The sequence below is a fragment of the Colwellia sp. KS18-150 genome (assembly GCF_057551365.1).
Genome location: NZ_BAAJMC010000007.1, coordinates 89,299 through 112,185 on the forward strand (window position 1 = coordinate 89,299; position 22,887 = coordinate 112,185).

The window sequence follows — 22,887 nt, forward strand, 5'->3', positions numbered from 1 at the left end:
AGGACATATTTTAGCGACTATAACTTAAGTGTTATGAATCAAAGTTGACTCGAACTCTTTCTATGGTTTGCTCACTAACCTTAGGTTGACGTTGTTTTAAGTGATTATCAATCGCATTTTTCAGTGCGATAATAAAACCCATGGCGATGAAAGCTCCAGGCGGTAGGATAGCGAGTAAAAACTGACTATCTAATTGATAAACTTCAATACGCAAAACTGTAGCCCAATTACCAAATAATAAATTGGCGCCATCAAATAAGGTACCTTGCCCTAGGATTTCACGTATAGCGCCAAGTACAAAAAGCACTAAGGCAAAACCTAATCCCATCATTAAACCATCAAAGCTGGCTTGCTTTATCGGGTTCTTAGAAGCATATGCTTCAGCTCTACCAATTATGGCGCAATTGGTGACGATTAGGGGTAAAAATATCCCAAGTGATTGATAGATGCCGAAGGTATAGGCATTCATTAATAATTGCACGCAGGTTACGAAGGCGGCAATAATGAGTACAAAAATAGGAATTCGAATTTCTTTAGGTACCCATTGGCGAATAGCGGATACTGTCGCGTTAGAGCATATCAATACTAATAACGTCGCCAAACCTAAGCCAAGAGCATTAGTAACGGTTGCGGTAACAGCAAGTAATGGACAAAGCCCTAGTAATTGCACTAAACCGGGGTTGTTTTTCCACAAACCTTGTATCGCAAGCTCTTTATATTCTTTTTTAAGCTCAGCTTTTTTTTGCGCTTTGGCGGCTAGGTCTGCTTCGGTATCAGCGTTTGGTAATGTTGAATCAATATCAGTTTCTGATATTTGCTCATTATTTGTTGTCATCATTTACCTCGCGGCTTGTTGACTCTTGCTCTTCACTAACATCACAAGCGTTAGCAAGGGTTAATAGACTTTGCTTATTCTTCTTAAAAAATAGTAGCGTATCTTTTGTAGTATTTACTACGGCTCTAGGAGTGATAGTTGCACCAGTAAATTGATCAAACATACCGCCATCTTTACTAACAGCCCAACGGTTATCTGTTTCAGATATAATATCTTTTCCGGTAAAGCTAGTGATCCAATCACTTTTGCGTAGCTCTACTTTATCACCAAGGCCGGGGGTTTCTTTATGTTTTAGTACACGTACTCCGCTAACCGTATCATCCATATTTATCGCAATAATAAGGTCTATATCGCCATTGTAACCATCAGGGGCCGTATTGGTCATTGCCATTGCAATAACATCTCCTGATTTTCGGGCAATATAAGCGGTTGCAGTAGTTGAGTTATCTTGCCCATCAACTTGTGGGAGAAAACTGAAATTCACACAATCTTTTGTAATATCACTGTCATAACGGCTGGGCTCAATGATGCTATGCAAAGTAGATAATAATTGCTGTTGAGCTTGTGCTTGAATTTCTTCTTTAGTGAGCTCATAAACTAAGCCTACTATCGCCGTACAAGCGATGGCAAAAATTGCTAAAATTTGACTGTTTTTTTGAATAGGTAAACGAAAAATACTCGTTGTTTCTTTTACTTCATTATTGTCATTTTGAAGGTTTGGCTCAGTCATTATTTACCTGCCTGCTGTTTAGTTATCTCTGCTGCATGACCGTATGTTCGTGGACGAGTGTATTGATCGATCAATGGTGCCGCCATATTACAAAGTAGCACCGCAAAGGCAACGCCGTCTGGATAACCACCAAAATCTCTTATCACGTATACTAGTAAGCCAGCAAGCGCACCAATAATCAAACGACCTTTCGCACTTGTGGCACCCGTTACAGGGTCGGTTAAAATGAAGAAGGCCCCTAACATACAACCACCACTTAGCCAGTGAAACATAGTTGATGCACTGTTATCTGGGCTGGCACTGTAGGCGATAAATGTACAGATAAATAAACTCAATAAAAAGCTCAAAGGTGTTTGCCAAGCAATGGCTTTTTTAGCAATTAATAATATTCCGCCGATTAAGAATGCGGCGTTAATCCACTCCCAACCTACAGAAAAGTTAGGTCCAAATACTTGTTTTTGCATACTTTCATAAACAGTTAAGCCTAAGCTCGCATCCGTTTTCAAAGTATCTAAAGGAGTTGCCATAGTAAAACCATCAATACTCGTTCTTAGCTGTTCAACGGAGTAACCTTCGCTGCTAAAACCTGTAAATATGGTATTAATTGTATTGCTTAATGTTAAATCTACAGACATTAATGATAGAGGAGGCTGCCAAGAGGTCATCTGTACAGGAAAGGAAATTAATAACATCACGTAAGCTGCCATAGCAGGGTTAAATGGGTTTTGACCTAAACCACCGTAGAGCTGTTTAACCACAACGATAGCAAAGATAACACCAATAATCGTCAGCCACCAAGGTGCTAAAGCGGGTAAACTTATGCCTAATAATATTGCCGTAAGAATAGCACTGCCATCACCAAGTTGCTTGCTAATCGCTTGTTTGTTTGAGCTGCTATTACCATGCTTACTACGCAATGATAAAACAATAAACTCACTAATGAGGGCAGTGATTATCGCTAAAGAAATATGAATTAAGTTGCCCCAACCAAAGAAATACCATTGTGCACATATACCCGGTATAAGAGCGTATATGACAAGCCGCATCAATGCTGATGTTTCTGTTTGATTATGATTATGAGGTGAGCTTGCTATCCAAAAAGCCATATTATTTTATTTCATCGCTATTATGTTCATAGGTAGATTCTGCCGCTTTAGGCTGTGATTTTTCCGCCATTTTCGCTTTTGCCTTTGCACGTGCTTTTTCTTTTGCTTTAGCTACAGCTGCGGCTATTTTAGCTTTTTTATCGTTGACTTCGTTATCATCTTTTTGATTTGCCTGAGACGTCTTAACCGAATTCGTTTGTTCAGAGTCTGAAGGTGATATTGCTTGTTTAGCTTTTGCCTTCTCTTTCGCCTTCTCTTTAGCTTTAGCTACTGCTGCAGCTATTTTAGCTTTTTTATCTGCAGCCGGGTCAGTCTCGATAACAGCAGGTGTATTTATATCTTCAGGTGTTTTTTCATTTGAACTTGAGGTTGTGCTAGCTCTCGCTTTAGCAAGCTTTTTAGCTTTAGCTCTGGCAATTGCCGCTTTCACTTGTGACTTTTCATCAGTCACTTCAGCGCTAACAGATGCTTCTGTTACGTTATTATCTTGTACAGGGTTGTTTGTCGATGTAGATTCATCAACAGAGCCTTTTTTAGCAAGCTTTTTAGCTTTTGCTCTGGCAATTGCCGCTTTCACTTGTGACTTTTCATCAGTCACTTCAGCGCTAACAGGTGCTTCTGTTACGTTATTATCTTGTACAGGGTTGTGTGTCGATGTAGATTCATCAACAGAGCCTTTAGCAGCTTTTTTTGCTTTTACTCGAGCAAGGGCTGCTGCAACGGCAGATTTAGCTGCGCCAGCTTCAGGTGTCTTTTTATTCATCGCTGCTTTGCGAGCTGCGGCTGCTTTTTTACTTTTTTCTTCTCTTGCTTTTTTATCTCGCTCAAGTCGCAATTTACGCGCTTCAAATCGTTCTTTTGCTTTTTCAGCTTTTATATCAAGTTGCTGTTGTTGACGAATTTCAGCTTTAGCTACGCGGTAATATTGGACTAAAGGAATTTGGCTTGGACACACATAGGCGCACGCACCGCAGTCGATGCAGTCAAATAAGTTCAGTTTAGCTAGTTGATTATAGTCTTTCGCTTTTGCACTCCATTGCAGCTCCTGAGGTAAAAGCTGGCTAGGGCAAACGTCAGCACACTGACCACAACGTATACATTCTACTTCGTTAGAATTGTTATCAAAAGCACTTGGCATTTCTTTGCGGCTAGGCGCTAGAATACAGTTACTCGTTTTAACAATGGGTACTTGCTCGTTTAAAATACTAAAGCCCATCATAGGCCCACCCATAATGACGGGAGGTGTAGCTAATGGCGTACTTTTGTTTGATGATTCATCGCTTTCATTGTTAAACCCCGTTTGTTCAAGGAGATAACTTACTTGTGTTCCAAGTAATGCCCAAACATTTTGAGGTTTTGCTAATGCTCGACCGGTGAGAGTGACTACACGGCGAATAAGTGGCGTGTCATTAATAACCGCGTCACTGATTGCAAAACAAGTGGCAACATTTTGAACGACGATACCTGAGCTTATAGGTAAGCTGCCGCTGTTAACTTCTTTACCGGTTAATAGCTTAATTAATTGTTTTTCACCACCGCTAGGGTACTTGGTCGGTAAAACGCAAACTTTAATTTTTTCAATCGCTTCTGTTGCTTGTTTTAGGGCTTTAATTGCTTCAGGCTTGTTATCTTCAATACCAATTAAGATAAATGCAGGATTAAGCAAATGGTCGAGTATTTTTATACCATCAACAATTGTTGCGCTGTGTTCGCGCATCAATAAATCATCTGAAGTTATATAGGGCTCGCACTCAGCAGCATTAATAATTAAAAAATTAATATCAGGTTTGGTGTTTACTTTTATATGAGTTGGAAAACCTGCTCCGCCCATTCCAGCAATACCAGCATTAGCGATTTTACTGATGATTTCTTGACGGTTAAGTTGCGTGAAGTCTTGGCATATTTCACGTGAGCGCCAAGTATCTTCACCATCAACATCAATGAATAAGCAAAGCTCACTCATACCTGATGGGTGAGCAATAACCGATTTTTTAATTGCGCTAATTGTGCCGCTTGTTGGTGCGTGAACAGGTACTGCCATTGGATTAAAGCTTTGCGTTAAGGCTTGGCCCTTTAACACTTTATCGCCAACGTTAACTAATAAATCACCTTGGCGTCCAATATGTTGCTGAAGCGGTAAAATAAGCTGCTTAGGTAATGGTAGTTGCCTAATTGGTTTTTCATTAGTTATTTGCTTTTGCTCAGGTGGATGTATACCACCGTGGAAATTCCAAAGTTTGCCTTGTGTTAAGCGTTCAATAATTGATTCCATTGCGCCCTCTAATCTAACTGCTTAACAGCAATTTTATTTAAATCCCACTGCCAGTTTTGAATTGTGTCAGGAATAGGACGCATTTCAATACAATCAACAGGGCAGGGAGCAACACATAAATCACAACCCGTACATTCGTCAACAATAACTGTGTGCATTTGTTTTGCCGCACCTAATATGGCATCAACAGGGCAAGCTTGAATGCATTTAGTACAGCCAATGCAGTCTTCTTCAATAATAAAGGCAACCTTAGGGCCTGTCTCTTGCTCATGATTTTCATCCAGCGGCTGAACATCGACCCCCATTAAATCAGCGATTTTTTTAATAGTGTCTTCGCCGCCAGGAGCACACTTATTAATGGCTTCACCATTAGCGACAGCTTCCGCATAAGGTTTACAGCCAGGGTATCCGCATTGACCACATTGAGTTTGAGGTAATAACGCATCAAGTTGCTCAACGATAGGATCGCCTTCAACATGAAAGCGGACAGAAGCATAGCCTAGTAGTGCACCAAATAATGCTGCGATAAAACCTAAAACAATAATGGCAATTAATATATTTATCATAAGATCCATTGCACCTAAAGTTTAACTAGGCCAGTAAAGCCCATAAAGGCTAAAGACATTAAACCTGCGGTAATCATGGCAATTGCTGCACCTTTAAATGGAGTCGGCACGTCAGCGTTGGCAAGTTTTTCTCGCATCGCCGAAAACATAATTAGAACCAAAGAAAAGCCTGCTGCAGCGCCAAATCCATAGACGATTGATTCAAAAAAGTTATGTTGTAACCTTAAGTTAAGTAAGGCAACGCCAAGCACGGCACAGTTTGTGGTAATTAACGGTAAAAATATACCGAGAAGACGATAAAGGCTGCTACTGGTTTTATGGACAACCACCTCAGTAAATTGTACAACTACGGCAATGATTAAAATAAAGCTCATTGTTGTTAAGTATTCGAGATTAAGCGGCACTAAAATATAATTAGTCACTAAATAACTTAATAACGAGGCTAAAGTTAATACAAAAGTTGTGGCAAAGGACATGCCAATGGCAGTTTCAGTGCGTGAAGAAACTCCCATAAATGGGCATAAGCCAAGAAATTGTACTAAAACAAAATTATTTACTAGTACTGTGCCAATGAGCAGCAGAATGTAATCGGTCATTTGCGTTACAAGTCAGGAAGTTGTTTATAATATGATTATCAGTATTATCCTTTTTTTTATTACATATAACAATACTACTAACGGTAGGGTTATTGATTTTTACTGGATTTAGATGAAAAAAAACCAAGCACTTTGACTATGCTTGGTTATTTTTATATTAGGTTGAAGAATAACTACTTATAAAGGGGTGGGTTTACCTATATAGAAGCCTTGACAGCCATCGATAAATAGCTTTTCAAGTGTATGTTTTTCTTCTTGACTCTCAACACTTTCAGCTAAGACGTTAATACTGAGACGGTGAGCTAAATCAACCATTAAGCGCAAGAAGTATTGATTATTCTTATCATCATCGATATCACGAGTATAAGAACTATCCATTTTAATGTAATCAGGGGTTAAGTCCCTAAAGAATTTAAATGAGGTTAAACCAACACCAAAGCGTTCTACAGTGACACGAGAGCCTACGCGATGTAGCATATCAATTAATCGTTTACTGGTTTTAATGTTTTGTTGTAAACCGTATTCGGTGATTTCAAATATTAATCGAGGAGCCACTTTAGGTTCGCGTAACAATTTACGCTCTAACCAAATCATAAAATGTTCATCGCTAATACTACGAGCACTGATATTGATACCAAAACTGTGCTCTAGCATATTTTTATTTACTATTTCTCTAATCGTGGTATCGATGATTAATTTATCGATGGCAATGATCTTATCAAGCTTCTCTGCCATTGCGATAAAAGAGGCTGTCGGTAACATCTCATCATTTGAGTTAAGAAAACGTGCTAAAACTTCACCATATACTTTACTATTACGACCACTAGGTTGAATAGGTTGTAATAATAAAGTAACTCGATGATTTTCTATTACGCTATCAATTTCTTGACGCCAGTTTTGATTACCGTAACCACTGCTATTTTTTTGTAAAATATCTGAGTCTTTCTGAGAGTACCAAGAGTTTGCACTTTGTGTTTGAGCAACACTCACGCCAGTATCAGCTAAGGCAAGTAATTCGCCTAATGGGTTAGTTTTATCAAAAGCCACTAAGCCGGAATAAGCGATAGAGTCTAACTCTGAAGACTGTTGGAAATCATTAAACTCCGCCGTAAGATCTTTAGTGAGCTTTTCCGCTTCTGGCAATTTTACATTGGGCAAGATACATGCGAAGTCAGAGCTATTTAATCTAAAGAGCCTACCGTCATTATAAGTCGATAGTGATTTCTTAATTATCTCGGCGACTTTAGCAATGTAATTGTCACCTTCTTTATAACCATGAATTTGATTAATAGTTTGTAATTCAGAACAACGAGTGATAATTAATACACCAAATTTAACCGGGCTATCTTGTACTATTTGATTTTCATAAAATTGTACAAATCGTCCACGGTTATCTAATTTCGTTAAGTGATCTACATACGCTTCTTTTTCTAAATTGATGGCATTTTCTAATTGCTTAGTCATTAATTGCTTAATATCTGCAATGCCTTTTTTCAGTTCAGGTATCTCTAAAATATCATCATCACTATCTTGGTAATCTTCTGGAGGAAGGTTGGTATGATTTACTAAAGCAAGATCTTGCTTAATCTGTTGGCTAATTACAGTAAATACCGCCTTATGGCGTTTTGTACTCATAGTTGCAGCGAAAAAAACTAGTGCTAACACTAAGCTTATTGAGATTAGGAACATAGCTAACAGTAATGAAGATTCACCTGAGAAATTAAGTTGATAGCTGATGACTAAATTAAGCTTACTAACATTAACTTTTCTAACTGCAGGAGCACTAAAAGGCATTGCAAAGCCGGGATTGTTATTTTTATAGCTTACCAGTGATTTTCCTGCGAGATTACTTATAGTTAATTTGTCATAATCGCTTGCTTGCTTTAATAAATTGGCAACTAAATTTGCATCTTGTTGTTCGCCTGTAGCGGTTAGTTGCTCAGTTAATGCGCTTATAGTATGTTGCTGTTGAAGGGCTTTATCTTCAAGCAAAGATGATAAAAGGAAAATAGAAAAAAGACTGAAAGTAAAAATAAATATCAGTGCTAAAATCGAATTTCTCATTAATAACTGGGGAAATGTGTACATGTTAAATTAAATTGCTCCGCAAAAATAACGACTTTACCGTCAGTTAAACTGAATAAACTCGAGTAAAGACTGGTACTCAATAATGTGTTATAGCACGATTGTTTAAGCTATACTAACTGATTGTAAAGCATAAGTTAATTTTTTGCATTAATTCCCAATTTATTTTTAAGTTATATTCACTAACAAGCTTGCGCTTGCCGCTTTGTCGCTATATAATTCGCCCATCTTAAATACGCCTTTTGGTGTCTTAAGTTGGTAGCAAGATGTCACTGAGGCATTTAACTAGATAAAAAGTTGAATGTTATTCTTGTTATAAACATCTCTAATTAAATTAATTTCAGATGTTGGGGTCAGTGATATAGGCCCCGCTATGGGGTTTTTTTGTTTATAGGCATAGAGAATTAATATTGCCGAACAGACAATTTACAGCAAAAAAACGCTGGGCTATATGCCCTTTTTTTGTATCTGAAATTTATCAGAGCAATGAAAAACTTATGTTATAGCGTTATATATTTTAAATAAAGAGGAAAAACGATTGGCTAAATTCGAACAAAAACTAACTGACATGCTTCGTCCCGCCGTGGAAGAAACAGGTAAAGCATTACTGGGGGTGGAGTTTATCAGCGCGGGTAATAATTCAGTTTTACGTTTGTTTATTGACCATGAAAATGGCATTGATGTTGATGATTGTGCTGAAGTTAGTCGTCAGGTCGGTGCTATTTTAGATGTAGAAGACCCTATAAGCAGTGAATATAATTTAGAAGTTTCCTCGCCAGGCGTTGATAGACCTTTATTTGAATTATCTCACTTTCAAGAAGTGATTGGTGAAACCATCAATGTGAAATTATCTATGCCATTAAATGGCCGTAGAAAATTTAAAGGTGTTTTATCAGCAATTGAAAACGATACATTAATAGTAGAAGTTGATGGTATAGATTATGAACTTGTCATCAATAATGTCGATAAAGCAAATCTTGTCGCAAAATTTTAGAATTAGTTTAGAAAAAGAATAGATTTTAAGTTTAATAGCAGTAATCGTTCAAATTTAAGTTGTATGGTTTAATTTTGAGAATTGAATACGAAGTTGACGAATATCAATCAGTACTTTCAGTTAATAAATTATGATTAGGCAGGATATAAAATGACTGATTACGCCAAAATTAGGATTAAAAGAGCATGAGTAAAGAGATATTACTGGTTGTTGATGCAGTATCAAATGAAAAAGCATTACCTAGAGAAAGTATTTTTGAAGCAATGGAAACTGCTTTAGAAACAGCGACTAAGAAAAAGTATGAAGGTGATATTGCCGTACGTGTATGTATTGACCGCATTTCTGGTGAGTTCGATACCTTTCGTCGTTGGTTAGTTGTTGAAGACAGTTCAGAGCCTATGGAAAATCCATATGCTGAGATTGGTTTAGCTGCTGCTCAATATGACAATGCAGAATTAACTGTTGGTGATTATGTTGAAGATCAAATTGAATCAGTTAAATTTGATCGTGTTACCACACAAACAGCAAAGCAAGTTATTGTTCAAAAAATTCGTGAAGCAGAGCGTGCATTAGTTGTTGAAGCTTACCAAGAACAAGTGGGTGAACTTGTTACTGGTGTAGTGAAAAAAGCCAGCCGAGAAAGTGTTATTTTAGATTTAGGTAACAACGCAGAAGCAATTATTTATCGTGATGACATGTTACCACGTGAAAGCTTCCGTCCAGGCGATAGAGTTCGTGGTTTATTATATGAAATTAAACCAGAAGCTCGCGGCGCACAATTATTTGTTAGCCGTACTAAACCTGAAATGTTAGTTGAGTTGTTCCGTGTTGAAGTGCCAGAAATTGGCGAAGAAATGCTAGAAATTAAAGGCGCTGCTCGTGACCCTGGCTCTCGTGCTAAAATTGCTGTAAAAAGTAATGATAAACGAATAGACCCTGTTGGTGCATGTGTTGGTATGCGTGGCTCTCGTGTACAAGCTGTGTCAGGTGAATTAGGCGGCGAACGTGTAGATATCGTTTTATTCGATGATAATGTTGCACAATATGTTATCAACGCGATGGCACCTGCTGAAGTTGCTTCTATCATTGTTGATGAAGACAAAGGCACTATGGATATTGCGGTAGAAGAAAGCAATTTGGCCATGGCTATTGGTCGCAGTGGTCAAAATATTCGTTTAGCTAGCCAGTTAACTGGTTGGGAATTAAATGTAATGACTGTTGCTGATATGAAAGAGAAGCATCAGGCAGAAAACGACAAAGTACTTAACTTGTTTATTGACAAGTTAGACTTGGATGAAGACTTTGCTACTTTACTTGCTGAAGAAGGTTTTACTTCATTAGAAGAAATAGCCTACGTGCCAGTGGCTGAAATGTTAGAAATTGACGGTTTAAATGAAGAGATTATTGAAGAGCTTCGTGACCGTGCTAAAGAAGCATTAACAACACAAGCATTAGCCAGTGAAGAAACTTTAGAAGGTGCAGAGCCTGCTGAAGATTTACTAGCCCTTGATGGTCTAGAGCGTCATTTAGCATTTGTTTTAGCTAGTCGCGGTGTTTGTACACTGGAAGACTTAGCTGAGCAAGGCATTGATGAAATTAGTGATATTGAAGAATTAGATGAAACCAAAGCGGGTGAGCTAATAATGGCAGCACGTAACATTTGTTGGTTTAACGAAGAATAATTAACACCGGGAGAATAGTGTAAATGGCAGATATAACAGTAGCAGAACTTGCCAAAGAAATTGGTACACCGGTGGATCGTCTAGTGAGCCAATTGGCTGACTCAGGCGTAAACAAATCGGCAACCGATGCTATTTCGCAAGACGAAAAAGAATCATTGTTAGGGTATTTAAAGAAGCAGCATGGCGATGAGTCAGCGGCAAAGCCTAATAAACTAACCCTTAACCGTAAAACTAAGTCGACATTGACTATGGGACACGGCTCAAAAGCTAAATCGGTTAATGTAGAAGTACGTAAAAAACGTACCTATGTTAAACGTAGTGAGTTAGAAGAGCAGCAATTAGCAGCAGAAGCAGAAAAAGCAGAAGCAGAAGCCGCAGCAAAAGCTGAAGCAGAAGCTGCAGCAAAAGCTGAATTAGCTGCTAAAGAAGCTGAAAATGCACGTGCTGTAGCGTTAGCAAAAGCAGAAGCAGAAGCTGAACGTAAAGCTGCAGCAAAAGCTGAACATGCAGAAAAAGCTAAACAAGCCGCAGCAGAAAAAGCGAAGAACGCAGACAAAGCGCCGGTTGTTAAAGTTGAAGAAACTGAAGAAGCTAAACAACTTCGCTTAGCTCAAGAAAAAGAAGCCGCAGCTAAAATTGAAGCTGAAGCTAAAGAAGCTGCTGAAGCTGCTAGAAAACTAGCAGAAGAAAACGAAGCACGCTGGAAAGAGCAAGAAGAAGAGCGTAAAGCAAAAGAAAAAGAAGTAGTACACGTTACTTCTTCTAAGTACGCTCAAGAAGCTGAAGATAAAGTTGATGCTGCCGATGAAGGCGCTGGCCGTCGTCGTAAGAAGAAAAAAGCACCTCAAGATAGAAATGCTCGTGGTGGTCGTTCAGGTAAAGGCCGTAAAGCAACCTTGTCTGCACCGCAAAGTTTAAAACATGGCTTTACTAAGCCTGTTGAAACTAAAGTACAAGATATTCGTATCGGTGAAACTATTTCTGTAGCAGAATTAGCGAATAAAATGGCTAAGAAAGGCGCTGAAGTAGTTAAAGCTATGTTTAAAATGGGCGCAATGGCAACCATTAACCAAGTTATTGACCAAGAAACTGCCGCATTAGTAGCAGAAGAAATGGGCTTTAATGTGGTACTTGTGAAAGAGAATGCGCTCGAAGAAGCCGTATTAGCAGATCGCGGCGATGCCGGTGATGCAATTACTCGTGCACCAGTAGTGACTATCATGGGTCACGTTGACCATGGTAAAACCTCATTACTTGACCACATTCGTGAAGCGAAAGTGGCTGATGGTGAAGCGGGTGGCATTACTCAGCATATTGGTGCTTATCATGTAGAAACGGGTCACGGTATGATCACTTTCTTAGATACTCCAGGCCATGCTGCGTTTACAGCAATGCGTTCACGTGGTGCTAAAGCAACCGATATCGTTATTATTGTTGTTGCAGCTGATGATGGTGTAATGCCACAAACGATTGAAGCTATCCAGCATGCTAAAGCATCTGAAGCGCCAATCATTATCGCTGTTAACAAGATGGATAAAGAAACTGCTGACCCAGATCGCGTTAAAACTGAGCTTTCTCAGCATGACGTTATTCCAGAAGATTGGGGTGGTGATGTTCAGTTCTGTCACGTATCAGCTAAAACTGGCTTAGGTATCGATGAGTTACTTGATTCAATTTTATTACAATCTGAAGTATTAGAGCTAACAGCGATTGTTGATAAAATGGCGAGTGGTGTTGTTGTTGAATCTAAACTGGATAAAGGTCGTGGCCCTGTTGCAACGGTACTTGTTCAAGAAGGTACGATAAAACAAGGCGATATTGTTCTTTGTGGTCTAGAGTACGGCCGTGTACGTGCTATGCGTGATGAGAATGGTAAAGCCATTCAATCTGCTGGCCCTTCAATCCCAGTAGAAATATTAGGATTAAGTGGTGTTCCACAATCAGGCGATGAAGCAACGGTTGTTAAAGACGAGAAGAAAGCACGTGAAGTTGCTTTATACCGTCAAGGAAAATTCCGTGACGTTAAATTAGCACGTCAGCAGAAATCTAAACTTGAAAATATGTTTTCTAGCATGGCAGAAGGTGAAGTATCAGAAGTTAATGTGGTACTTAAATCGGATGTTCAAGGCTCACTTGAAGCAATTTCAGACTCATTGTTAAAACTTTCTACTGAAGAAGTAAAAGTGAAAATAATTGGTTCGGGTGTTGGTGCTATCACTGAAACCGATGCAACATTAGCAGCTGCTTCAAATGCTATTGTTGTTGGTTTCAATGTTCGTGCTGATGCGGCTGCTCGTAAAGTAATAGAGTCTGAAAATATAGACTTACGTTACTATAGCGTTATCTATGCCTTGATTGACGAAGTCAAACAAGCCATGAGCGGTATGCTTGCTCCTGAGTTTAAGCAAGAGATTATTGGTCTTGCACAGGTACGTGACGTATTTAAGTCGCCTAAGATTGGTGCTATCGCTGGTTGTATGGTTACTGAAGGTACCATTAAACGTAGTGCTCCAATTCGTGTATTACGTGAAAACGTTGTAATTTACGAAGGTGAGCTTGAATCATTACGCCGCTTTAAAGATGATGTTCAAGAAGTTCGTAACGGTACTGAGTGTGGTATTGGTGTTAAGAACTACAATGATGTGCGTGTTGGCGACCAAATCGAAGTATTTGAGACGGTTGAAGTCAAACGTTCATTATAACTATCATCTCATTGCTAGTAGAATCAACTACTGCGTTGGATGTACTCATTGACTCACGTCAACTCCGTGCATCCGCCTTGTATTTGAATAGACTAGCTTTGAGCTAACAGTTAAATACAAAAGGGGCTTATGCCCCTTTTGCGTTGATAATTTAAAATTTAAGAAGAAAGCTGTTATTTATTAGTACAGCTTTTAGGAGTATACGATGGCTAGAGAATTTGCCCGTACTGACCGCGTTGGTCAGCAAATCCAAAAAGAAATCGCGGTTATTTTGATGCGCGAAATTAAAGATCCTCGTTTGAGCATGACAACAGTATCAGCGGTGGAAGTTACTCGTGACTTAGCTTACGCAAAAGTATTTGTAACATTTTTTAATGATAAGCCAGAAGAAATTGAAGCGTCGTTATCAGTATTGACTGAAGCTGAAGGGTATATCCGTTCGTTATTAGGCAAACGCCTACGTGCGCGTATTATGCCGCATTTACGCTTTGTTTATGATAAGTCGATGGCTGAAGGGGTTCGTATGAGCTCGTTAGTGGATCAAGCCGTTGCCAGTGACAAACCACAAAATGCAGATAATGACAGTTCTGAAAGTGACAAGAGCGAATAGAGTATGGCTAAGCGTAGAAAAGGTCGTCCTATTAATGGCGTTTTATTATTAGATAAACCTTATGAAATGTCATCAAACCATGCTCTGCAAGCGGTTAAACGTATCTATTTTGCCCAAAAAGCAGGGCATACTGGTGCATTAGATCCACTTGCGACGGGCATGTTACCTATATGTTTAGGTGAGGGCACTAAGTTTTCACAGTTTTTATTAGATACTGATAAAACTTATCAAGTGATTGCAAAACTGGGAATTCGAACTACTACCAGTGATGCTGATGGTGAAATAGTAAGCGAAAAGCCTGTTGATGTTTCGAGTGACCAACTCGCTATTGCCCTTGATAGTTTTCGTGGCACGACTAAACAAGTACCATCGATGTACTCAGCATTAAAGTATCAAGGTCAGCCCTTATATAAATATGCACGTGAAGGCATAGAGGTTCCTCGTGAAGCTCGTGATATCACAGTCTTTTCTTTGGAATTACTGCGCTTTGAACATGATGAAGTAGAGCTTAATATTCATGTATCAAAAGGGACATATATTCGCACTATTGTGGATGATTTAGGCGAGTTATTAGGCTGTGGAGCCCATGTTTCCGATCTTAGGCGTTCAGCTGTCGGTAGTTACCCTATTGATAAAATGGTTACGCTGGCTGAGCTAGAAGCGTTACTTGAACAAGCTAAAGAGCAAGATATTACTCCATCAGAGTTACTTGATCCCTTACTGTTACCAATGCAAAGCGCGGTAGAGGGAATGCCTGCTGTTTATGTAGACGATATGTCCGCTAACTTTCTGCGCCACGGTAACCCTGTAAAAGCCTATAAAGCGCCTATGGAAGGAAGTGTTCAAGTGTATATTGGTGAAGATGAAATCGATGAAAGTGCAGAGTTTATCGGTGTAGGTATCATTGATGATGATGGTCAAGTTGCACCGAAGCGAATCGTCGTAATATAAATACTGACTCCTAGATAGATTTTAACAAGCGACATAATTGTCGCTTTTTTATTACCTAAAATAGCGGATTTTTAGCGATGAAATGTCTATCTCTTTAAGAAATGAACTGCCGAAGGGCGAGTTTAAAAGGATTACATGCGGCGTTATTGATTTTGACAAGGGCGCTACATGGATGTAGCTGATTAGAAAATGCAGGAGCATATTCTCTTGAATAACCATTCTCTTCAATCAATGCCTTGCCTCTAAGCCTTTTAATTCTCACTCAGTGTTCAATTGATTAGTCCGATTGGCATAAGATAATAATAAAGGTTGATGTATAAATGAATATAGATGTAGGGCTTATTGAAACATTATTGGTAGCATTATTAATATTGTTTTCAGGGTACTTTTTAAATGGAAAAATTGCTTTTTTACGTGAGAACAACATTCCTGAGCCTGTTGTTGGTGGCATTGCTTTTTCAATTTTAGCTGCTTTTGCCCATGGTTATTTTGATGTGAATTTTAATTTTAATATGAGCTTTAAAAATCCATTGATGATTGTTTTCTTTACTACTGTGGGTTTAGGAGCAAGTTTTTCATTACTGGTTAAAGGCGGCCCTAAAGTTCTCCTTTTTTTAGCGGTAGCAACAGTATATTTGTTTTTACAAAACGGTGTTGGGGTTGGGGTTGCTTTAATTGCAGGTTTAGATCCATTAATGGGGTTAATAGGTGGCTCGGTTACACTTTCTGGCGGTCATGGCACAGGTGCTACATACGCTGATTTATTCACAACAGAGTATGGATTAGGTGCAGGTGTACTTGAATTAGCAATGGCTGCGGCTACCATGGGGTTAGTGTTAGGTGGTTTGATTGGTGGCCCTGTGAGTAAACGACTGATCAGCAAATATAATTTATCTGCTGATGAATATCATGAAGAGCTGGATGATACGATAACTTTTAATCCAGAAGATCATGATTTAGTGACACCTAAAAAAATGATGGAAACTTTGTTTATCATTTTAACTTGTATGGTCATTGGTCATTTGGCACACGTTACTTTAAAAGCCAATGGTTTAGTTTTGCCGTCATTTTTATTGCCTTTACTATGCGGTGTAGTAGCAACCAACCTATGTGAGTTTTCCAAACGATATCATATCAGCCGTGCTTGTATTGATTTATGGGGGACTATGGCATTATCCATTTTCTTAGCGATGGCGCTCATGTCACTTAAAATATGGGAGCTTGCTAATTTAGCCGGCCCAATGTTTATTCTGATTATCTTGCAAGCTATTATTCTGATGTTTTTTGCCTATTTCATTACCTTTAGAGTGATGGGAAAAAATTACAATGCTGCAATTATTGCTGGTGGACACTGTGGGTTTGGCCTAGGGGCAACACCAACTGCTGTAGCTAATATGGAATCATTAGTCGCTCGTTACGGCCCATCACCACAGGCCTTTTTAGTGGTTCCGCTAGTAGGTGCTTTCTTTATTGATATAACAAACGCTCTGGTATTACAGGTTTATTTAAGTTTAGGATTTATTACCCCCTAATTGACAGTAATCGAAAATGGCGAAAGTGCGTGTTTCTAGTTGCTTTTTTGTCTTGTCCTGATAGAATACGCGCTCTTTCGTTACCTTGGCTGAATTAGTGTTTGGCTAAGGTCGTTATTATAGCTCTTTATCAATTATGGTAAGAGTTCTTACACTAAGGATTTATTATGTCTTTAAATGCTACAGAAAAAGCTGCAATCGTTGCAGAATACGCTCAAAAAGAAGGTGATACAGGTTCACCAGAAGTACAAGTTGCTTTGTTAACTACACAAATCAACCACTTACAAGGTCACTTCAAAGAGCACATCCATGATCATCACTCACGTCGTGGTTTATTACGCATGGTTGCACAACGTCGTAAATTACTTGATTACTTAAAAGGTAAAAACACTGAACGTTACGGTGCTTTGATCGGTAAATTAGGTTTACGTCGTTAATCATTTGTTTTTAACAAATGAAATAAAAAGGAGCCTTTAGGCTCCTTTTTTAGTTTTATACAGTCTAAATAACCTGAGATCGGCTTAACACATGTTTCTCTAACCACTATTTTTATTGACTTCTGTGTTAAATTTTCTTGCAATAGGTCAGCTATTGAGGCGAAATTTGCCTTGAATTAAGTAAAACTATCACGTTAGAGATTGATTGAAATATTTATCATTTTATTTCAACGAGTTAAAAATCTCTTAAACCGAGTTCAGGTTAAATATAATTCATTTCAAACTATACAATAAACTTTTCTACCTTATTTAGATCTTGTTTATGGATAAACTCATTTAATTCATCAGCTAACCTATCAGTTTCACTTAATACTTTTAACCAATACTTCAAGCGTGTATCAGCGTCTAAATTTTTAAAATCATTTCTATCTGGTATCTTTTGATATGGTAGAGAATTGATAAACTTCTCAGAGGGTACCAGCAATACTGTATTGCCGTAACTCTTGCTAAGTACTTGCCGTGAAGAACTTTTATCAAACCAGCCAGCCTTAGGCTGAGCATTAAAATGAGGGTAGAGTGTTAAGCCTTGACCGTATGCTTCACTAGTGTCGTTGTCATTTTGCAAAGAAAAATCAAAATGGTAGTCAATGATACCGCCATCTCGATAGGTACCTTGAGGGGAGTTCGCTATGTTTTTAATCCCTGACATAATTAAAGGAATTGAGCCAGAAGCTAACAACGAGTTGGCAACATTTTCTGTGGTAAAATCGATATAGTGACTGGTAAAATTATAAGGGTCGTTAATTTTAAGTTGACTCGATGAGGGACGATAAATATAGCGTTCGTACTGGCCGTTCAGTAGTTTTCGGTCAATTTTATTTAGTATTATACTCGCCAATAAACCACAGCCCTGTACTAGCTTATTTTCATAACTAGTGAGCCCCTTATTTTTAGTTACTAGGAAGTGCGCTTTGAAGACCTTATTGTGGATAATTTCATCAACCCCTGTTTTGCTAAAAACATGGCTGAGCATGTCATAGGCGGATTGAGATATTTCAGCAACCGAAGGTTTATCTGAATAGGTAATATGGGCATATTTATCTGCTAAACGGCTGATGGCAGCAATAGGATCGTGTTGTGCAAAACAGGCCGTACGAAAAGCACCAGCGCTAGAGCCGATAAGATTTAATTCTGTTTGACGATGTTTAAAAAAATCACCAAAGAGATATTTATCTAATCCAAGCAGTGCAAACCATTTAGGACCGCCACTAGCACCTAAAAAGTTAGTGAAAATCTCTTGTTTAAAGCCGTGTTCTTGAATGGTTTTTAAGGCGTTTTCGCCAGCGTAAATATTAAGCATTTTTAATAATTGTAATTTTAAAATTTGAAATAAAGGAGTTAGTACTCACATGCTAAGTTTTGAGCAAGGGTATAGGAGGCAACTTCCCGTAATAAAGCTTGGGTTGCTTCATCAACATCTATAGCTTCTATGTAAGGTAAACTATCAGCAAGCTCACCAGTAATTATTTGATAAAACACTGCAGCAGTTAAAAACTTACCTGTAGTGCTGGCATGATTACCATCTGCTTGGTGGTAATCTAACTCAGGGTAGAGTTTGATTGCTCTATTCCATGCTAGGCCAATCGGGGCTACACAAACGGACTCTTCTTCTGCGATACTTTCATGAAGCAAATGAACGCGAACCGCTTCTGCTGCGTCACCAAGGGGAGGGTGCTCAGGAAACATGATAGGTGTAGTGTTTTGTGTTTTGGCTAGTTGTATCCAAGTAACAGCGGCATCGGTAGGGTAGGTAAATGCACCACTAGAAGAATATTTTTGTGCTTGTAAAATAACATGTGTCCAAGGCGAATTAACTAGCCTTTCAACTGAAGTTCTATCCTCTAAACGTTCAGATAAAAAATACACACCTAAAGCCGATGATGTGGTGATTTGTTTTTCAGCAAAGCGAGCAGCAATTAAATGCTTTATCATGCTTGCTAAACTTTGTACGTGACTATTACCCAGTAATAAAACTTGATAATGATCTGTTACTTCATTATTTGGTATGCTGAGATTACTTTGAGCGGTGGATACAACTTCTTTAATATACTGAGAGTCAGTTTGTTTTGCAGGCTCATCACTACCGCCTCCGCAAGAAATTAACAGTAATGTAAATAGATAATAGAGTTTATGTTTTAGCATTTAATCATCTCTAATTTAGGTGATAAGTTGTATTTGCATTAGGTACAAAAAGTGCCTGATAAAGCTTAGTTGCGTATTCATCTGTCATCCCTGAAATATAATCAGCGATAACTCGATGGGCGTTGTTACCACTGTCAATAGCATGCTGCCAGCGCTTGGCACTATTAGCGGGTAATAAGCGTAAAGGATCTGATGATAAGGCTTCAAATAGCTCCATGACAATTTGTTGACCACGATATTCTAAACGTTGAATGCTCGTTTGCTTAATGACGAAAGTAAAAACAAAATCTTTAAATATTTGTAATACTTGCTTAGTGACATTGGGTAAACGAGCATTATATTGTAATAATGGCTCGTCGAAATTAATTTCATCATTAGCATTATTCAAATCGGTTAGCTCGATCGCTGTAATCAAGTAATTAACTAAGCCGCCAATAGCATCTTTTTGCAAATGATGCTGTTCGCTAAATAACTTTTCAGTTAACGTTTGACTATACTCAATCAGCCATGGATCGTTTAATTGCTGCAGTTTATGGATAACATGCTGTTCAAAATCACTTTGTCCAACAACGCCAGTTACTATGGCATCTTCAAGATCATGAATCCCATAAGCAATATCATCAGCAAGTTCCATTATTGAGCAATCAAGAGATTTAAAACGGGTTCTTTTATGCGTGCTGTTATTTTTAGCTGGATTGATTTGTTGAAATAAAGCTCGATCATTTTTTGATAGCGGTGCTAAAACCCAATCAATTATCTCTGCATCATCACAATAGAGCCCTTTGGGAGGATGCCAATCTTCAGCTTTTAATTGACGGTGACTGTTAATTTCACCGCTTGGTACTGCTTGCTCAAGGTTAGCCAATGTTTGCGGGTACTTCATTAAACCGAGCAAGGTTCTACGAGTTAAGTTCATACCATGGTGTTCACTAAAAGGCTCTAGACGAGCAACAATTCTAAATGTTTGTCCATTGCCTTCAAAGCCACCGTGGTTATGCATCATATAGTGTAAAGCAACTTCACCGCCATGACCGAATGGCGGGTGACCTATATCATGTGCTAAACAAATAGCTTCTATTAGGCTGTCGCTAGCGGGAAATAAGTTTTGACACAGCTCAGGATATTTACAGCGTAATTGAGAAGTGATCCCTGAGCCTATTTGGGCTGCTTCTAGAGAATGGGTTAAACGTGTTCGGTAGAAATCGCTTTGACCACTGCCCATAACTTGAGTTTTGGATTGTAAGCGCCTAAAAGCTGCAGAGTGCAGTATACGTGCTCTATCTCGTTGAAAAGGATCACGATGATCTTGTTGTCGTTGAGATACTTTTTTTAGTCGCCTAGCTAACCAAAGTTCAGTCATTATTCCGTTAACCTATTCAGGGCATTATTATTATAATTAACCTTATACCATTTCGCATAAAGAAGTGACGACTTAGAGCGACATGGGCGCCATTAGAACAAACAAAATGTGTGTAGATATAGTTATTCTATATCAAGGATATTTTGTGTAGTAATCATGGTGCCCATACGCTCCCAAAGGGCGAGTTTTAAAGGCTTCTATTCGGCGTTATTGATTTTGACAAGGGAATAACCATTCCCTACAATCAAAGCCTTGCTTATAAGCCTTTAAATTCTCGCTAAGAGGTCACTTTCTTATACGGATTGGTATTACATTAACATGCTCATTTAAAAATACATATAAAAATAACTGAGTATAAACAAAGTACTGCGGCTCACTGCATCTATGTAATTGAGCACTTTAAAAGCGTTGACTATTTTTTATTTGCGATAAATATAGCGCGTTGCGGTGCCGGGTAGCCTTCAATGGTTTTACTATTGTCATCAGGGTCTAAAAAGTCCGATAGAGACTCAGTGTCAATCCAGTCGGTTTTACGTTGCTCATCTAGTGCGGTTATATCGGTATTAACTACGCGAATATTGATAAATCCACAACGTTCTAACCAAGCACACATTGCTTTGCTACTAGGTAAAAACCAGACATTACGCATTTTCGCATAACGCTCTCCGGGAACTAAGACCGTATTTTCATCGCCATCAACAATTAAGGTTTCTAACACTAATTCACCACCCTTAATGAGTTGTGCTTTCAATTGGTAAAGAAAGTCAATGGGTGAACGCCGATGATATAAAACACCCATAGCAAAAACAGTATCAAAAGCGTTTAGCTCTGGTAATTGTTCAACACCTAATGGTAGCAAATTAACAGCATCATCTTGAATGAAATGTTGCACAGCATTAAATTGCATTAAGAATAATTGTGTGGGATCAATACCAACAACAAACTTAGCACCTGCTCCGCGCATTCGCCATAAGTGATAGCCACTTCCACAGCCAATATCGAGTACGTATTTGTTAGATAAGTCACCAATGTGCTTAGCTAACCTGTCCCATTTAAAGTCGCTACGCCATTCAGTATCAATGTGAAGGCCATGTAGGTGATACGGACCTTTACGCCAAGGTTTAAACTTTTTTAATAAGTTTTCTAGGCGCTTATATTCACCTTCATTGAGATCCCCTGATTGACCTACGCTGACACTATTGACTAGCTCAATATCAGTATTTTTAGCCTTAGGTAGAGCATCAAGGGTTTTCTGCCAATGCTTGTATTCGCCATGCAGCTCATTGTTGTGCCAGTGAGTAAGTTGAGCAGGCAAGGTATTTAACCAGTGATTTAAATGATTACCGGCTATTTTTTGATAGAATTTATTAAAATTTGTCATGAATTATTTGCATTTATTTTATAGCGATAAAAGAGAGAAAGTTAAAACATTGAAACCATGGTGATATATGGTTAAACCCAGCTTTATTTAAGCGTGCTATATGCTGTTCTATTGAGTCTGTTCGCATTACATTTTCCAATGCAGTACGCTTTTGTGCAACTTCAAGCTCACTATAACCATTAGCTCGTTTAAAGTTATGATGTAAGTTTATTAAGTGCTCGTCAATAGTATCATCACTGTGGGATATTTTTTCTGATATTATTAATAAAGCACCTGGACACAGCCCATTATAAATCTTATTTATTAATGCCTGTCGCTTAGCTTTATCAATGAATTGCAAAGTAAAATTTAGTACCACCATGGAGGCATTTTCAATAGTCACTTTTTCAATATCACCTTCAATAACATTGACAGGAGTATCACCTTTAAAGGCGTTAATATGCATAGTACAACGTTCAACCATAGCACTCGAGTTATCAACAGCAATAATGTTGCACCCTGAAACATTAATCCCTTTACGCATTGCTAGTGTAGCAGCGCCTAAAGAACAGCCTAAATCGTAGATATTAGTGTTTTTTTTGACAAATCGTTGGCTAAGATGGCCGATTGTGTCGATAATAGTATTATAGCCAGGCACCGATCGTGAAATCATATCAGGGAAGACTTCAACAACTTGAGCATCAAAAGCAAAGTCTTTGACTTGGGCTTGAGGACTTGAATAGATTAAATCGGTATCAGAGTTACGCATGATAAATTTAGTTTTTAAATATGATGAAGTATTTTAACTGATATTGAATGAGATAAATAACCCTATTTTGAGAAAAAGTTTGTTATTAAAATTCCAGA

The 22,887-nt window shown here is 38.4% G+C and carries 19 protein-coding genes; 7 read left to right on the plus strand and 12 right to left on the minus strand.

Annotated elements, in window-relative coordinates:
• Positions 1–31 precede the first annotated feature (31 nt).
• The 7 genes from AC27IF_RS11120 to AC27IF_RS11150 form a co-directional block, all read right to left on the minus strand.
• Positions 32–838 carry an electron transport complex subunit E gene (locus AC27IF_RS11120; protein WP_487054395.1) on the minus strand — a complete coding sequence of 269 codons (807 nt, stop codon included), beginning with the start codon at positions 836–838 and terminating at the stop codon, positions 32–34.
• The gene (gene rsxG / locus AC27IF_RS11125) at positions 822–1,565 is read right to left on the minus strand and encodes an electron transport complex subunit RsxG (protein WP_487054396.1); all 744 of its coding nucleotides are present in this window, start codon (positions 1,563–1,565) and stop codon (positions 822–824) included. Before rsxG ends, AC27IF_RS11120 begins: the two co-directional genes overlap by 17 nt.
• Positions 1,565–2,671, minus strand: a complete 1,107-nt coding sequence (gene rsxD / locus AC27IF_RS11130; RefSeq protein WP_487054397.1) for an electron transport complex subunit RsxD — start codon at positions 2,669–2,671, stop codon at positions 1,565–1,567. Before rsxD ends, rsxG begins: the two co-directional genes overlap by 1 nt.
• A gap of 1 nt (position 2,672) precedes the next feature.
• The gene (gene rsxC / locus AC27IF_RS11135; RefSeq protein WP_487054398.1) at positions 2,673–4,943 is read right to left on the minus strand and encodes an electron transport complex subunit RsxC; all 2,271 of its coding nucleotides are present in this window, start codon (positions 4,941–4,943) and stop codon (positions 2,673–2,675) included.
• A gap of 8 nt (positions 4,944–4,951) precedes the next feature.
• The gene (gene rsxB / locus AC27IF_RS11140) at positions 4,952–5,518 is read right to left on the minus strand and encodes an electron transport complex subunit RsxB (protein WP_487054399.1); all 567 of its coding nucleotides are present in this window, start codon (positions 5,516–5,518) and stop codon (positions 4,952–4,954) included.
• 5 nt (positions 5,519–5,523) lie between these two features.
• Positions 5,524–6,105, minus strand: coding sequence for an electron transport complex subunit RsxA (rsxA, locus tag AC27IF_RS11145; protein WP_487054400.1), 582 nt, complete (start codon positions 6,103–6,105; stop codon positions 5,524–5,526).
• A 177-nt stretch (positions 6,106–6,282) separates the two neighbouring features.
• On the minus strand, positions 6,283–8,193 hold the full coding sequence (locus tag AC27IF_RS11150) for an EAL domain-containing protein (RefSeq protein ID WP_487054401.1): 1,911 nt from the start codon (positions 8,191–8,193) through the stop codon (positions 6,283–6,285).
• 535 nt (positions 8,194–8,728) lie between these two features.
• Here AC27IF_RS11150 and rimP point away from each other — a divergent pair.
• The 7 genes from rimP to rpsO all read left to right on the plus strand — a co-directional run bounded on the left by rimP (position 8,729) and on the right by rpsO (position 17,098).
• Positions 8,729–9,184, plus strand: a complete 456-nt coding sequence (rimP, locus tag AC27IF_RS11155; RefSeq protein WP_487054402.1) for a ribosome maturation factor RimP — start codon at positions 8,729–8,731, stop codon at positions 9,182–9,184.
• A 185-nt stretch (positions 9,185–9,369) separates the two neighbouring features.
• Positions 9,370–10,866, plus strand: coding sequence for a transcription termination factor NusA (gene nusA / locus AC27IF_RS11160; protein ID WP_487054403.1), 1,497 nt, complete (start codon positions 9,370–9,372; stop codon positions 10,864–10,866).
• A gap of 23 nt (positions 10,867–10,889) precedes the next feature.
• Positions 10,890–13,568 (plus strand): translation initiation factor IF-2, encoded by a 2,679-nt coding sequence (gene infB, locus AC27IF_RS11165; protein ID WP_487054404.1) that lies wholly within the window; start codon positions 10,890–10,892, stop codon positions 13,566–13,568.
• A 205-nt stretch (positions 13,569–13,773) separates the two neighbouring features.
• Positions 13,774–14,178: a 30S ribosome-binding factor RbfA gene (gene rbfA / locus AC27IF_RS11170; protein ID WP_487054405.1), complete on the plus strand. Its 405-nt coding sequence runs from the start codon at positions 13,774–13,776 to the stop codon at positions 14,176–14,178.
• Positions 14,179–14,181: 3 nt separating this feature from the next.
• Positions 14,182–15,129 (plus strand): tRNA pseudouridine(55) synthase TruB, encoded by a 948-nt coding sequence (gene truB, locus AC27IF_RS11175; RefSeq protein WP_487054406.1) that lies wholly within the window; start codon positions 14,182–14,184, stop codon positions 15,127–15,129.
• Between the two features lie 320 nt (positions 15,130–15,449).
• A complete protein-coding gene (gene gltS / locus AC27IF_RS11180; RefSeq protein ID WP_487054407.1) occupies positions 15,450–16,661 on the plus strand; it encodes a sodium/glutamate symporter in 1,212 nt (403 codons plus the stop codon).
• A gap of 167 nt (positions 16,662–16,828) precedes the next feature.
• On the plus strand, positions 16,829–17,098 hold the full coding sequence (rpsO, locus tag AC27IF_RS11185) for a 30S ribosomal protein S15 (protein ID WP_487054408.1): 270 nt from the start codon (positions 16,829–16,831) through the stop codon (positions 17,096–17,098).
• Between the two features lie 283 nt (positions 17,099–17,381).
• Here the strand turns inward: rpsO and AC27IF_RS11190 are convergent, their stop codons facing one another.
• The 5 genes from AC27IF_RS11190 to cmoA form a co-directional block, all read right to left on the minus strand.
• Complete coding sequence (locus tag AC27IF_RS11190; RefSeq protein WP_487054409.1) at positions 17,382–18,458, minus strand: patatin-like phospholipase family protein; 1,077 nt, start codon at positions 18,456–18,458, stop codon at positions 17,382–17,384.
• Between the two features lie 38 nt (positions 18,459–18,496).
• Entirely contained in the window at positions 18,497–19,300 is an 804-nt protein-coding gene (locus AC27IF_RS11195) for a hypothetical protein (RefSeq protein WP_487054410.1), read from the minus strand.
• A gap of 10 nt (positions 19,301–19,310) precedes the next feature.
• Positions 19,311–20,663, minus strand: a complete 1,353-nt coding sequence (locus AC27IF_RS11200; RefSeq protein WP_487054477.1) for an anti-phage deoxyguanosine triphosphatase — start codon at positions 20,661–20,663, stop codon at positions 19,311–19,313.
• 409 nt (positions 20,664–21,072) lie between these two features.
• On the minus strand, positions 21,073–22,041 hold the full coding sequence (gene cmoB / locus AC27IF_RS11205) for a tRNA 5-methoxyuridine(34)/uridine 5-oxyacetic acid(34) synthase CmoB (RefSeq protein WP_487054411.1): 969 nt from the start codon (positions 22,039–22,041) through the stop codon (positions 21,073–21,075).
• 13 nt (positions 22,042–22,054) lie between these two features.
• The gene (cmoA, locus tag AC27IF_RS11210) at positions 22,055–22,789 is read right to left on the minus strand and encodes a carboxy-S-adenosyl-L-methionine synthase CmoA (protein WP_487054412.1); all 735 of its coding nucleotides are present in this window, start codon (positions 22,787–22,789) and stop codon (positions 22,055–22,057) included.
• Positions 22,790–22,887 lie beyond the last annotated feature (98 nt).

What these genes read in the sequence shown, in the direction of transcription:
- AC27IF_RS11120 (WP_487054395.1), bottom strand. Translation starts at nt 838, where the DNA reads ATGATGACAACAAATAATGAGCAAATATCAGAAACTGATATTGATTCA.
- rsxG (WP_487054396.1), bottom strand. Translation starts at nt 1,565, where the DNA reads ATGACTGAGCCAAACCTTCAAAATGACAATAATGAAGTAAAAGAAACA.
- rsxD (WP_487054397.1), bottom strand. Translation starts at nt 2,671, where the DNA reads ATGGCTTTTTGGATAGCAAGCTCACCTCATAATCATAATCAAACAGAA.
- rsxC (WP_487054398.1), bottom strand. Translation starts at nt 4,943, where the DNA reads ATGGAATCAATTATTGAACGCTTAACACAAGGCAAACTTTGGAATTTC.
- rsxB (WP_487054399.1), bottom strand. Translation starts at nt 5,518, where the DNA reads ATGGATCTTATGATAAATATATTAATTGCCATTATTGTTTTAGGTTTT.
- rsxA (WP_487054400.1), bottom strand. Translation starts at nt 6,105, where the DNA reads ATGACCGATTACATTCTGCTGCTCATTGGCACAGTACTAGTAAATAAT.
- AC27IF_RS11150 (WP_487054401.1), bottom strand. Translation starts at nt 8,193, where the DNA reads ATGTACACATTTCCCCAGTTATTAATGAGAAATTCGATTTTAGCACTG.
- nusA (WP_487054403.1), top strand. Translation starts at nt 9,370, where the DNA reads ATGAGTAAAGAGATATTACTGGTTGTTGATGCAGTATCAAATGAAAAA.
- infB (WP_487054404.1), top strand. Translation starts at nt 10,890, where the DNA reads ATGGCAGATATAACAGTAGCAGAACTTGCCAAAGAAATTGGTACACCG.
- rbfA (WP_487054405.1), top strand. Translation starts at nt 13,774, where the DNA reads ATGGCTAGAGAATTTGCCCGTACTGACCGCGTTGGTCAGCAAATCCAA.
- truB (WP_487054406.1), top strand. Translation starts at nt 14,182, where the DNA reads ATGGCTAAGCGTAGAAAAGGTCGTCCTATTAATGGCGTTTTATTATTA.
- gltS (WP_487054407.1), top strand. Translation starts at nt 15,450, where the DNA reads ATGAATATAGATGTAGGGCTTATTGAAACATTATTGGTAGCATTATTA.
- rpsO (WP_487054408.1), top strand. Translation starts at nt 16,829, where the DNA reads ATGTCTTTAAATGCTACAGAAAAAGCTGCAATCGTTGCAGAATACGCT.
- AC27IF_RS11190 (WP_487054409.1), bottom strand. Translation starts at nt 18,458, where the DNA reads ATGCTTAATATTTACGCTGGCGAAAACGCCTTAAAAACCATTCAAGAA.
- AC27IF_RS11195 (WP_487054410.1), bottom strand. Translation starts at nt 19,300, where the DNA reads ATGCTAAAACATAAACTCTATTATCTATTTACATTACTGTTAATTTCT.
- cmoB (WP_487054411.1), bottom strand. Translation starts at nt 22,041, where the DNA reads ATGACAAATTTTAATAAATTCTATCAAAAAATAGCCGGTAATCATTTA.
- cmoA (WP_487054412.1), bottom strand. Translation starts at nt 22,789, where the DNA reads ATGCGTAACTCTGATACCGATTTAATCTATTCAAGTCCTCAAGCCCAA.